8 protein-coding genes and 2 pseudogenes are annotated in these 13014 nt (G+C 58.9%); 3 read left to right on the forward strand and 7 right to left on the reverse strand.

From position 1 onward, the window contains the following. Positions 1 to 144 precede the first annotated feature (144 nt). Both FEM54_RS10760 and FEM54_RS10765 read right to left on the reverse strand, forming a co-directional pair. Positions 145 to 327 (reverse strand): annotated as a pseudogene (locus FEM54_RS10760) (hypothetical protein); the annotation flags it as partial. A gap of 136 nt (positions 328 to 463) precedes the next feature. Beyond that, a pseudogene (locus FEM54_RS10765) lies at positions 464 to 1082 on the reverse strand (FecR domain-containing protein); the annotation flags it as partial. Positions 1083 to 1498: 416 nt separating this feature from the next. On the opposite strand from FEM54_RS10765, the gene FEM54_RS10770 reads away from it, so the two are divergent. Continuing rightward, entirely contained in the window at positions 1499 to 3379 is a 1881-nt protein-coding gene (locus tag FEM54_RS10770) for a methyl-accepting chemotaxis protein (protein WP_017134438.1), read from the forward strand. A gap of 38 nt (positions 3380 to 3417) precedes the next feature. On the opposite strand, the gene FEM54_RS10775 is transcribed toward FEM54_RS10770, so the two are convergent. The 5 genes from FEM54_RS10775 to FEM54_RS10795 all read right to left on the reverse strand — a co-directional run bounded on the left by FEM54_RS10775 (position 3418) and on the right by FEM54_RS10795 (position 10050). Further along, complete coding sequence (locus FEM54_RS10775) at positions 3418 to 3876, reverse strand: SRPBCC family protein (RefSeq protein ID WP_017134437.1); 459 nt, start codon at positions 3874 to 3876, stop codon at positions 3418 to 3420. An 11-nt stretch (positions 3877 to 3887) separates the two neighbouring features. Beyond that, positions 3888 to 7262 carry an amino acid adenylation domain-containing protein gene (locus tag FEM54_RS10780; protein ID WP_138450819.1) on the reverse strand — a complete coding sequence of 1125 codons (3375 nt, stop codon included), beginning with the start codon at positions 7260 to 7262 and terminating at the stop codon, positions 3888 to 3890. Then, entirely contained in the window at positions 7250 to 8206 is a 957-nt protein-coding gene (locus FEM54_RS10785) for a diiron oxygenase (protein WP_099549192.1), read from the reverse strand. Before FEM54_RS10785 ends, FEM54_RS10780 begins: the two co-directional genes overlap by 13 nt. Next, on the reverse strand, positions 8203 to 8961 hold the full coding sequence (locus FEM54_RS10790; RefSeq protein ID WP_017134434.1) for a DUF3050 domain-containing protein: 759 nt from the start codon (positions 8959 to 8961) through the stop codon (positions 8203 to 8205). Before FEM54_RS10790 ends, FEM54_RS10785 begins: the two co-directional genes overlap by 4 nt. A 378-nt stretch (positions 8962 to 9339) precedes the next feature. Next, the gene (locus tag FEM54_RS10795; protein WP_017134433.1) at positions 9340 to 10050 is read right to left on the reverse strand and encodes a GntR family transcriptional regulator; all 711 of its coding nucleotides are present in this window, start codon (positions 10048 to 10050) and stop codon (positions 9340 to 9342) included. Between the two features lie 318 nt (positions 10051 to 10368). On the opposite strand from FEM54_RS10795, the gene lapG reads away from it, so the two are divergent. Next, positions 10369 to 10992, forward strand: a complete 624-nt coding sequence (lapG, locus tag FEM54_RS10800) for a cysteine protease LapG (RefSeq protein WP_370589355.1) — start codon at positions 10369 to 10371, stop codon at positions 10990 to 10992. A 14-nt stretch (positions 10993 to 11006) separates the two neighbouring features. Continuing rightward, the gene (gene lapD / locus FEM54_RS10805) at positions 11007 to 12953 is read left to right on the forward strand and encodes a cyclic di-GMP receptor LapD (protein ID WP_138450821.1); all 1947 of its coding nucleotides are present in this window, start codon (positions 11007 to 11009) and stop codon (positions 12951 to 12953) included. Positions 12954 to 13014 lie beyond the last annotated feature (61 nt).

Raw genomic sequence — 13014 nt, forward strand, 5'->3', positions numbered from 1 at the left:
GGTTTTGTCGTTTAGGGGGGATGATAATGCCCCGGCTGCAGATCGCCCACATATACGTCTGGGCCGGACAAAGGCAACCTGACGACACCCACAAAAAAGCCGGCACCAGGAATCAGGCGCCGGCTTGTTAGAAGCTTTAACGGATCAGAACTGATAGCTGACCGTCGCACTGACATTACGCTCTTCACCCAGATAGCAAAAGTTCAGGCTGGCACAGGACGCCACATAACTCTCATTGGTCAGGTTGTTGGCATTGAGCCTTACATCCACACCCTTCAAGCCCACTTTGCCCAAGTCGTATCCTCCTGAAGCGTCAAACAACGTATGGTAGGAGGAGTCTGGTGAGTCGTTGAGAAAGCGCACAGTCATGATCAAGGTCCGTAGAGGCCGGTCAAGGCAGATAAAGAGGCTTACTGTCTAAGCCGTACTCACGGAAAAAAGCCGCCAACAAAAACTGAAAAAGTCAGGCCAGGCGTTCCAGGCTCACCCACCAACGTGTGCGATAGCGCACTTGAACTGGCAGTGTTTGCGCAACGATCGTCAGCAACTTGTCGGTGTCGTCCAAGCGGAAAACCCCTGATAGCCGCAAGTCGCCGATATCCGCCGCACAGCCCAGGTAACCCTGACGGGAGCGCTCCACTTCCGACACCAAGTCAGCCAGGCGCATGTCTCGCGTCACAATCAGCCCATCGGCCGTCTGCGGTGAATGGATGGCCACATTGCCGCTGACCACGCCTTGCTGTCTTGGCGCACGGTAAAACGCCCATCAATGCCTTCGAGCAAGCCGTGGCGAGTGTGTGTACCAGCAAAGGTGCTGACGATGGCGAACCGCAGGTCACCAGGATTTCCCCGCGCACCAATGTGATCAGGCGCTGTTGCGGATTGAAGGTGAGGTTCACCGTACTGTCGGAGTTGAGTTGCAGGCGTGTGCCGTCCGGTAATTGCACGCTGCGCCGCTCGCCGGTGGCGGTTGCGAAATCGGAGGTCCAGCGCTGCCAGCCGGTCATGTCCCGGCTTATCCACGCCGCGGACCCCACCAACACCACACTCGACAACACCTTCAGTGCCCGTCGTCGGCCTAAGCTCCAGTGCCGCATGCGCCCCAGGAATCGCCGCCCTTGCCCAAGCGACTGCGCAGACAAGTGTTGAGCCAGTTGTGGTGGGTGCTGCAAAGCGTGTGTACAACCCTTTCGCACGCAATGTAGTCAGTAGAGGGCATTCACACAGGCCTGGCCAAGCGTCACAAATGACAATTAGTCGCATTGTTGCGGGGGCAGAAAAAATTTGCAGCGCCGAACTCTGAGCGTCTACCGCTGGTCGGTTTCCTACTTAAAATCAGGATGCTTCTCACAAATCTCTAAGATTTCTCCTGAAGTGGCCGAAAGCCTGACGAGCCATGCGTGCACCGAAATAGAGCGGCCGAAGAGTCCGCCTATCCCGTTACATGGAATGTTCCACTCGGCACGCTCACCCCCCTTTGGCAAAAGAAGTCGATGAAATGAATCTCAAGTTCAGTCATAAAATTCTACTGGCCGCGTCAGGCGTCGTGGTTCTGGCCTTCGCGCTATTTACCCTCTACAACGATTACCTGCAGCGCAGCACCATCAAACAAAACCTTGAGTCGTCCATTCAACAATCGGGCGAACTCACGGCCAGCAGCGTGCAGAACTGGCTCAGTGGCCGCATCCTGGTCCTCGAAAGCCTGGCGCAAAACGTTGCTCACCAGGGCAGCGGTGCTGACCTGCCAGGGCTGGTCGACCAGCCCGCGCTCACCTCGAACTTCCAGTTCACCTATGTAGGCCAAACCAACGGCGTATTTACGCAGCGCCCTGACGCCAAGATGCCCGACGATTACGACCCTCGTCAGCGCCCTTGGTACAAGCAGGCGGTCGCGGCCGATAAAACCATGCTCACTCCGCCTTATATGGCGGCGGTTGGCGGGCAAATCGTGACCATCGCCCTGCCGGTCAAAAAGAACGGCGAGCTGCTCGGCGTAGTCGGCGGTGACCTGAGTCTGCAAACCCTGGTGAAGATCATCAATTCGGTGGACTTCGGGGGTATTGGCCATGCGTTCCTGGTCAGCGCCGATGGCCAGGTCATCGTCAGTCCTGACCAGGACCAGGTGATGAAGAACCTCAAGGACATCTACCCGGGCACCAGCCTGCGTATCGAGAAGGTCAGCCAGGACGTTGTGCTCAACGGCCAGGACCGTATTCTGTCATTTACCCCGATCAGCGGTTTGCCGGGCGCGGATTGGTACATCGGCCTGTCGATCGACAAAGACAAAGCCTACGCACCACTCAGTAAATTCCGTACATCGGCACTGATCGCCATGTTGATCGCCGTGGTGGCGATCGCTGTACTGCTCAGCCTGCTGATTCAAGTGCTGTTGCGCCCGCTGACCACTATGGGCGTGGCCATGCAGGACATCGCCCAGGGCGAAGGCGATTTGACCCGCCGCCTGGACGTGACCAGCAAAGATGAGTTCGGCGAAGTGGGCAGTGCGTTCAACCAATTCGTCGAGCGCATCCATGCCTCGATTTCCGAAGTGTCTTCGGCTACGCGTCAGGTGCACGACCTGTCACAGCGCGTCATGGCATCCTCCAACGCTTCGATCATCGGCTCGGACGAGCAAAGCGCGCGCACCAACAGCGTGGCAGCCGCCATCAACGAGCTGGGCGCCGCCACCCAGGAAATCGCCCGCAACGCAGCCGACGCATCGCAACATGCCAGCGGTGCCAGCGAGCAAGCAGATGACGGGCGCAAGGTCGTGGAGCAAACCATCCTGGCCATGTCGGAACTGTCGCAAAAGATCAGCTTGTCCTGTACGCAGATCGAAACCCTCAACGCCAGCACCGATAACATTGGGCACATCCTGGATGTGATCAAAGGCATCTCTCAGCAAACCAACTTGCTGGCGCTCAACGCGGCGATCGAGGCTGCGCGTGCCGGTGAAGCCGGGCGCGGATTTGCCGTGGTTGCCGATGAAGTGCGCAACCTGGCGCACCGTACCCAGGAATCGGCCGAAGAGATCCACAAGATGATCACTTCGCTGCAAGTGGGCTCGCGTGAAGCCGTGACCACCATGAACGCCAGCCAGGTCTCCAGCGAAGAAAGCGTTGAAGTGGCCAACCAGGCGGGTGAGCGCCTGGTCAGCGTGACGCAGCGAATCGTCGAGATCGATGGCATGAACCAATCGGTTGCGGCGGCTACCGAAGAGCAGACCGCAGTGGTTGAAACCCTCAACGTTGATATCAACCAGATCAATCTGTTGAACCAGCAAGGTGTCGTCAACCTCAACGAAACGCTCAAGGACTGCGATGCGTTGTCGCAGCAGGCCAGTCGATTGAAGCAACTGGTCGACAGCTTCAAGATCTGACCCGGCTTGGCAGGAGCGAGGCCTCTCGCTCCTGCTGATCAGTCGAACATCCGGCGCACATTCTCCAAGGCGCTGTCGGCAAAAGCCTGCGCAAACTGTTCAAACGCCGCCTGCGGTGTATCAACCGGTTCGCCAATCAGCGTCCAGGTCGCCCTGGCGTGTTTGGCGCCAAGTGCTTCCACACGCATGGCGGCCCATAGCCGCGCGACCCCCAAGGTGTTGTAGAGGGTGGTCCACGTCATGCACATCGCTTCGTCGTCACGGCTGTTGAGTTGCTCAACGACGCGATGCCCATCATGGAAAAATTTGGTGCGTAATGCGCCTACGCCGGTTCCCGTCATTTCGATGTGCGACAGGGCAGGAATGAAGGCATCAAAGCCTGCAAAATTTCCCACCACACTCCACAGGCTTGCGGCATCGCACGCGACGTCAACACACGCTATCAGCGGCGCGCCATTCGGGTTACGGATCAATGTATCGGGTTGCAGCGGTTCCATAAGGAGTCCTGTCAAAGAAAGCCAATAGCCTTGAGGTGGTCGCAGCCTTTGCGCAACAGCGCAGGGTCCTTTCGCGGGTACTGTTCGCCCATCGCTGCCACACCCTGGCGTGCGTTGTCGTGACAAATCATCGAGACGTCACTGATATCTTCCGCGAGGTCATCCAGGTAAAAACCCAGTACGCCAAACAGCGCGTTATCAGGCCCCACCGTTGGCAGCATCTTTTGCCACTGCGCGATGCTCACCCGTTCGAAAAGATGGCCGGCCTGGCTGAACGCATCCAGGTAATGGTCCCAGCTCAAAGGCTGCGGGTTATGCAGGTTGAAGACGTTTCGCCGTGCCGCGAATTGACCGCAGTGAAACGCGACGAAACGTGCGAGAAAGTCCACCGGCATCAAGTCAAAATTCACTTCCAGGCTGGGCGCGAGGCCCAACTGCAGCGACCCCTTGAGCATCAGCATCAGGCGGTTGTTTTGCGGCTGGCAAACACCGTTGTGGCTGTTGAACGCAATATTCCCCGGTCGATGAATATTCACCCAGGCACCTTGTTCGACCGCACGCCCCAGCAGCCGCTCGGCAACCCACTTGGAAAGGTTGTAGCCATTCTTGAGGTAGAGCGGCAACGTGGCCACGGCCGGTGCTTCGAGGATGTGACCCTGAGCGTCGATGCTGCTGCAGGCTGACAGCGTCGAGATGAAGTTGAAGACTTTCTTGCTGTGGGTTTCGCACAGGCGCAGGCACTCAAGCACGGGTTCGACGTTATCCCGGGCAAGTGAGGCATAGTCCAGCACATGGTTGACCCTGGCTGCGTTGTGCACCAACACACCATGGTTTCGGGCGAGGTGGTCATAGACATCGCAGGCCAGGCCCAGACGAGGCTGGCTCATGTCAGCGGCATAAACCTGCACACGGCTCAGGTCCAGATGCTCCAGGTGGTACTCGCGCAGTGCCTGTGCAAACCGCGCTGGCGCCGAGTGCCCCGGGCGTTTACGCACCAGGCATGCCACCTCCCGTGCTCCACCCGCCAACAACGCTTCGACCAGATGCACACCCACGAAGCTGTTTGCACCCGTGACGATCACCTTGCGCGGATCCCCAGCGGACCGCTCTGGCAGGATTTCTACATTCAGCGCCTGGCATGCGTCCTTTTCCATCTGGCATGACGGTGTGTAAGACGGTGCGGCGTCTTCCATCAGCAAGGCAAGCGAACGAATCGTCGGTGCTTCAAAAAAACGGTTCAAAGAAAGGCTGCGGCCAAACTGTTCGCGCAATCGCAGCAGCAAGGTCGACAGCAAGATGGAATGGCCGCCCAGATTGAAAAAACTCTCATCAATGCAAAGATCAACGCCAGGCACGCCCAACAACTCGCTCCACAGGGTCACCAGTTGCGTTTGCAGCGGCGTTTGCGCCGAGGCGCGGGCGGTGCGTGGCGTCGCGTGCCCGAGCACCGTCAGCAACGCCTGGCGGTCAATTTTGCCATTGCCGGTGCAGGGCATGCCCGGCAGCTCTGTCCAGCGCTCGGGTTGCATGTAAGCCGGCAACCACTGCTCTGCATGCTGCTTCAGATCCGTCACCGTTGCGTCGGCCTCGGGCTGGGCGGCAAAAGCTAAAACCCGTCGGTCACGGTCGATCACCACCGCCACTTGGCGAAATAGCCGACTGCTGCGCAGGCACTGTTCGATCTCCTGGGGTTCGACGCGAAAGCCCCGGATCTTCACCTGATCGTCCCGTCGTCCGCCCAGCTCTATACCGTCCGCCGTCCATTTGGCCCGGTCACCGCTGCGGTAGGCCCTCAGCGCTTGGCCGCCCGGCAACGTAAGCTCAACGAACGGGTTGCCCTCGGGCGGCGGCGTGGTCACATACCCCAGCCCTACGCCAGGGCCTGTGATGTAAAGGTCGCCCATGACCTGCTCATCCACCGGTTGCAGCGCGTCATCGAGGATCAGCACCTGGCTGTTGGCAATGGGGCGCCCCACATTGCGATTGCTGTCACCGGGGCGCAACGTCCGGTGGCTGACCAGCACCGTGGTCTCGGTAGGGCCGTAGAGGTTGTGCAACTGGCACTGGCCCGCCAGGCGTTCGATCACATAGGGCTCGCAGGCATCGCCGCCGGTCAACAGATGGGTCAGGCCCAGGGGCTGTTCCAACGGCAGGATGCTCAGTAGCGCCGGCGGCAAAAAACCATGGCTGATGCGCTGTTGGCGAATCAACTCGACCAGTTGCTGAGGGTCGCGCCGCTGCTCTTCGCTTGGGACGATCAACTCGGCACCGGCGATCAGGGCCGGGAAGATATCGATCAGTGATGAGTCGAAACTCAGTGGCGAAAACTGCAGGACACGGCTGTGTTCATCCAACGCCAGGCTGGCGCCGGTCCAACTGGTGAAATGCGCAAGATTGCCCTGGCTCAGTAGTACGCCTTTGGGCTGGCCGGTGGTGCCCGAGGTGAACAGCACCATGCACGGAGCGTCGATGTCGGGGCGGCGTTGTATCAATGGCTGCGTGATGTCGGCGTGGTTGGAGTCAATATTGCCGACACTCAGTGTCGTGAACTGCTCGCGCAAAGGGTGTCGGCCGTCATCCAGCAATACCTTGGCGCCGCTGTGTTCCAGCATGGCCTGCTGGCGTTGCGGCGGATGATCCGGAGCCAGTGGCAGATACACCGCGCCGCAACCGAGTACTGCGAGAATACTGGCATACAACTCGACGGACTTTTCCAGGCACACGCCAACCACCGGCGTCTCAACGCCTTCCAGTAGAGGGTGCAGGCGTTGCTGGATCGACAAGGCGCGAAGCTGCAATTGGCGGTAGGTCAGCACGCTACCCGCGATGTTCAGCGCCGGGCGCTCGGCGAAGGCGTGCAGACCGGCCTGCAATCGCTCGATCATCGGCACCTGGGCAGCCAGCAACAATGCTGGCTGGTCGGTGCGATTGAACCGGTGCATAAACGCAAGGGCGTCCAGTCCGTGCAAGCTTTGTTCAGGCCAGAGGTTAATGGTGCTGCTGGCGGCAAAAAAGCCCGCGTCCCTCGAGAAGCCGCTGACCAGCGAGGTGGCCCACTCCACGAGTGAGCTTGTCGCCTGCCGGCGCAATCGCTGGCCGTTGCCGCTGGGCTCCTCGGCAACGTTATGTACCGCCAGCACGCGTTGGTCACGGTCATAGCAGCGTAACTGCAGTGAGGGCAGGCCGCCTTCGTACACCGGGCCGATACCCAACCGCAGGCTTAACCATCGGGTTGCGGCACAGTATGCGAGCGGCGCTTGAGTGCCGTCCTCGATAAACAGGTCGAAGGCTTGTGTCACGCTGGCGTGTCCGTATTCTTCGAGCACTTGCTTCAGCGCAATCAGGGCGTGGCTGGTGCCGGCCCATCCGATACTCAGACGTCGCATGTCTGCCTCCCCGACTCGGGCAGGTAGTCGCTCAACGCGCGGGCGACGCTTGGCGTGTGCAGCACGCCGCTGTTATGCAGGAACCCCATGATATTGCCGAGCAGCGGGTGCTGGCGGGTGATGGGAAAGTGCAGGGCCGTGACTTCGTCGCGTAGTGCCTGGCGGATGTCGGTGCCTACGTCCAGGTGCTCGACAAGCTGAAGGTCGAAGCCTTTGTGCAGCGTGTTGGTCAGGTAGTGGGTCAAGAAGGTCGGCAGGACTGCGGCGATGCTGTCGCGGTCTGCCGGGCTAGCCGCCTGCCAGTAGAGACGCACCAGCTGCGTCCAGAACTGGGCGTGACGCCCCTCGTCAAACAAGTGGTCGGCCATCAAGCCGCGAATCGAAGGTTTGACGCTATCGTCCTTGGCAAACGCCGCTACATCGTGGGTGACGGTGTTCTCGGCGATGGCCACGCCAATCAACGCTACAGCGTCGTGCAGGTGTTGCGGGGCAAGCGCCTGGGCGGCCGGCAAGGCCCGGCTCAGTTCGATTTGCGTGGGCAGCTCGAGCGGTTGTATGCCGGTCAGTTCAATGGTCTGTTGCAGGAAGTCCAACGCGACCAGCGCGTGGTAATCCTCATCGACCACGACCGTCATCGCATCAATGCGACAGGCAAGGGGGAAGGGCGGTGCGAAGCGATTCTTGGCAATGCTGCGGGCGGTCTTGTCGACGATCTCGGTTTCGAAGATCACCACGTCATTAATGAATTTGTAGAAACTTTGCGTCAACACGAAGTCGCGCCACTGCGGGCAATGCTCGACAAAAGTTGCGTTTAGCACCAAGGGTTGGCGGCAGAGCGGAAAGATCAAGCGATCGTCGTTTTCCAGCAGGCGCCGGGGGCGCGTGCGGATGGTGGCGCGACGTTCCCAATCTTCGGCAAACGAGCGGTAGTCTGCGGTGTTCATGGTCGCACCTCGTGTAGGGAGGCATGTACGTCGTCCCAGAAACCGAGGCGGTTTTCTATGGCGCTGATGGCGGTTTCATCCGCTTCGCGTTGGCGCTTGGGGTCGGCACCGATCAAGCGCTGGAGTAACTGCTCTGCGCCTGGGCCATGATCCTCGGTGTCCAGTTCGATGTGACGGCTGAGGTAGTGACAGAACAACGGTGCCTGACGCGCCATGAAGGCGTCGCCCTGCAGAATACGTTCGAACATCGATGGGATGACGCTCTCGCGGCCGTGCAGGAACGTCGCTGCCACACAGTGGGCGGGCGCGTTCAGCGCGATCTGCAAGGTGCTGCTGACGAAGCGCGTTACGCCAGGGCGTACATTGACCCTTTGCATCGCAGCATCTGCCTGGACGCCTTGGCGCTGCAGTTCAATGAAGCGTTGGATGGCTGAGGTATCTGCGCCGGTCTCGGTCATCGCCTCCAGATATAGCTCGAAGTGGCTGCAGTGGCCACGCGTTGGATGTTCGTCTGACTCTTCGCCAAGCACTATTTCATTGATCAGCCGTGCGCTCTGCGGGTCAACGGGTGGCAGCCACGGCAATTGCATGCATGTCAGATCCTGCTGCAGGCGTTTAGCCAAGCTCATGAAGTCCCAAACAGCAAATACATGCTGCTCCATAAAAATTTGTAACTTGTTAAGTGAAGTTATTTCTGCAAATAACGGATGGCTGCATAGCTGTAGTTTTTTTTGTTCAAGCAAATGTTGATGCATGGTTGACGCCTATAAGTTGTTGCGACTGCTCTGGAAACAGTAATGGGGTTTTGTAATGAAAAGCGGATGGCCTGCGTTTAGGCAAGCCACGCGTACAGCGCTAACCTGACATAGGTTGGCACTGCCGAATGAAGTGTTCTTTTATGGGTGAAAGATAATAATCCGATTAAACGTTTGGATAAACTGATGAAAGTATTAAATGTTTTTGCGGGAAGGAACTAGTCGTGATCAAGTAGTGTGCAAGTGTGTGAGAAGTTTCTTTAACAAGCGTGGGCTTATTTGAATGTTAATCTCAACGTGGCGCATAAACGTGGGGCACTTCCTGAGAGGATAGATACCCCATAGCGTTAACGTGGCAAGAAAGGGCGGTGTAAACCCTTACTGTGAAGTTTTTTTTGCGGTGCCCTCAAGGCTATCGAGGTAGGTATTGATCACTTCCATGCCGCGCATCAGGTGATTGCGTAGCGTCAGGATGCTTTCGTCGACTTTCTTGTGCACCACCAGGTTCAGCAATTCACGGTGATCTTCCTGGGATGTCTCGCCCAGGCCCATCGCTTCGAGGTTGAAGCGCAGAAAGCGTTCCTCCTCATTCAAGCCGTGCGCAACCAGATTGAGCAACCGCTGGTTGGGCGCCTTGCCATACAACGCCATGTGGAACAGACGATTGAGCCGGCCAATCTCGGCATAGTCACGCTCTTGTTCCAACGCATTGATGCAGGCTTCAGCCTCGGCAATGTCTGCGTCGGTGAGCAACGGAATTGACAGGCGCAGCGCTTCGGATTCCAGCAACATGCGCAGGGCATAGGTCTCGGCCGAATTGTCTTGGATCAACGGCGCAACCACAGCACCTTTGTGGGTTACCACATGGAGCAAGGACTGGGCTTCCAGCTGGCGCAAGGCTTCGCGCACGGGCATGCGGCTGACGCCGAACAGGCTGGCCAATTCTTGCTGGCGCATCGCGGTACCACAGGGCAACCTGCCGTCGAGAATGGCATTGCGCAACGTTTCTTCAATAACGGCGCGTGCAAGATGGGCGGGAATAGGCCCGCTGATTTTGATGCTGCTTAATGGGTTCGGCTTCTGCGTCACGGTTACGCTATCCTCCCTTCTTGAATGGAGTGTGTTTAATTGGATCCAAAGCACACTAGAGATGGGTCGCGCGCTTGTCAAACAGCCAAAGTTTCAGTTTGTAAGGGCTTACAGGCGGAACTTTGTGAGTCCCACAAGCGGTGTTTATAAACTCGAACCCCTCATGAATGATTGCACTGTGCCATTGTTTTTTGTTGATCGAAGCTTCACCATCCCTGAAATTCCGTCTCCCTTCACGGACTGAACGCCTTGGCGGTAAGTTTTATTCCCTCTCGAATAGTCGGCTGGCTACTTTCAGCGACTTTGCTCGCTGGCCTGATGCCCGGCGGGCTGCATGCCGATTGGGATTTCTCGCAGATCAGCCGCAAAGCCACGGCTCTGTACGGGCCGCTCGGCGAGGGCCAACAGCGCATCGACGCCTGGCAGCGCCTGTTGGCGACTGAAAAGAAGGTCGATGAACAGGAGCAGCTCAAGGTCGTCAACCTGTTCTTCAACAAGCAAATGAGCTACGTAGAAGACATCGACCTCTGGCACGTGGTCGACTATTGGGAGACCCCCATCGAAGCGCTGTGGAAGGGTGCAGGAGATTGCGAGGACTACGCAATCGCCAAGTATTTCAGCCTGCGCCACCTGGGCGTCTCCAGCGACAAATTGCGCATTACTTACGTTAAGGCTTTGCGTCAGAATCGCGCGCACATGGTGCTGACGTATTACCCGACGCCCGATGCCATCCCGCTGGTGCTCGACAGCCTGATGGATGAGATCCTGCCGGCCACCCGCCGTACCGACCTGGTGCCGGTGTACTCATTCAACGCCGAGGGCTTGTACCTGCCCGGCGCCAAGGGCAACAAGAAAGTCGGTGATACCAAACGCTTGTCGCGTTGGCAGGATGTGTTGAAAAAAATGCGTGCGGAAGGCTTCCCGGCCGAGCCTGCCAACTAGGAGTAACTGATCGGATGTCACTGTTCAAACAACTATTGATCGCAATCTGTCTGTTCCTGGTGGTCGCCTTCAGCGGCAGCTTCATGGTCAGCCTGGAAAGCTCGCGCACCCAATACGTCAACCAATTGCGCTCCCATGCACAGGACGCGGCTACTGCGCTGGCATTGTCGCTGACGCCCAATATCGACGACCCGGCGATGGTGGAGTTGCTGGTCAGCTCGATTTTCGACAGTGGCTATTACGCCAGCATCCGCGTGGTGGATCTAGCCACCGACAAAACCATCGTCGAACGCAGCGGCATCCCGGACAACAACGGCGTGCCCAACTGGTTCGTCAAGCTGATCGGCCTTGAACCGGCCGGCGGCGATGCACTGGTCAACCGCGGCTGGGAGCAGGCGGCGCGCGTGGAGGTGGTCAGCCACCCGATGTTCGCCCTGGCCAAGCTCTGGCAAAGCGCCCTGGGCAGCCTGGGCTGGTTGCTGCTGTGCGGCGCGGTGAGTGCGGTGCTCGGTGCATTGCTGCTGCGTCGGCAGTTGAAGCCGCTGGACTACATGGTCAAACAGTCCCACGCCATCGCCCGCCGCGAGTTTCTCAGCCTGCCGGATCTGCCCCGCACGCCGGAACTGCGGCGCGTAGTGCAGGCCATGAACCAGATGGTCGAGAAACTCAAGGCGCTGTTCCAGGAGCAGGCCGAGCGCAGTGAAAAATTGCGCATTGAATCCTATCAAGACAACCTGACCGGCCTCGCCAACCGGCGTTATTTCGAGATGCAGCTCAACGCCCGCGTCAGTAACCCGGAAGACACCAATTCCGGTTACCTGCTGCTGCTACGAGTCAAGGACCTGGCCGGCCTTAACCAACGCCTGGGTGGCCAGCGCACCGACCAGTTGCTGCAAGCGGTTGGCGAACAATTGTTGCGCCAGTGTGAGCCTTACCCGGAAACCCACAACCTCGTCACCCGTATTCGTGGTGGTGAGTTCGCGGTGCTGGCGCCCGGGCTGGTGCGTGAAGAAGCGCTGCAATTGGCACAAAACCTTGAAAGCACCCTGCTCAGCCTGCAGGCCACCAGTGCCAGTGACGTCACGCCGGTGGCCTACATTGGCCTTGCGCCATTCAACCACGGTGATTCGCCCCAGGCATTGCTGACCCTGGCTGACCAGGCTCTGGCCCAGGCCGAAGGGCAGGGCGACAGCAGTTGGGTGTGCCTGGACCACAGCGCCGCCGCCAGTGTCGGTGACGATCACCATGCCTGGCACACGCTGTTGGACCAGGCCCTTACCCACCAGCGTTTTGAGCTGTACTTCCAGCCGGTTGTCGCCAGCCAGGACCCGCAATTGGTGCTGCACTACAAAGTGCTGTCGCGTTTGCAGGATGACGACGGCCACACCATCCCGGCCGGGCGTTTCCTGCCGTGGCTTGAGCGTTTCGGCTGGACTGCACGCCTGGACCGACTGATGCTCGAACACGTGCTCAAGCAGATGGCCAGCCATACGCACAGCCTGGCGCTGAACCTCTCGGCGGCCACCTTGCAGGATGCCCAGGCGTTGAACCGGATTGTCGAGTTGCTGCGCCAGCCCAGCAACCTCGGCCCGCGCTTGACCCTGGAGATTGGCGAAGAACAATTACCCGAGCAGGCTCTGCTGGAGCAGTTGACCCAGCGCCTGCGCGAGTTGGGCTTCTCCCTCAGTCTGCAGCGTTTTGGTGGGCGCTTCAGCATGATCGGCAACCTGGCACGCCTGGGCCTGGCGTACCTGAAGATCGACGGCAGCTACATCCGCGCCATCGGCCAGGAAAGCGACAAACGCCTGTTTATCGAAGCGATCCAGCGCGCGGCCCACAGCATCGACTTGCCGTTGATTGCCGAGCGCGTGGAGACCGAAGGTGAATTGAAGGTGATTCGCGAGATGGGGATTTTCGGTGTACAGGGGCAGTTGATTGGTGAGCCTGCGCCCTGGAAGTGATGCAAATCCAATGTGTGTGCGGGCTTGTGTGGGAGCTGGCTTGCCTGCGATAGCATCACCT

The organism is Pseudomonas edaphica (assembly GCF_005863185.1).
In the GTDB taxonomy this organism is placed as follows: domain Bacteria; phylum Pseudomonadota; class Gammaproteobacteria; order Pseudomonadales; family Pseudomonadaceae; genus Aquipseudomonas; species Aquipseudomonas edaphica.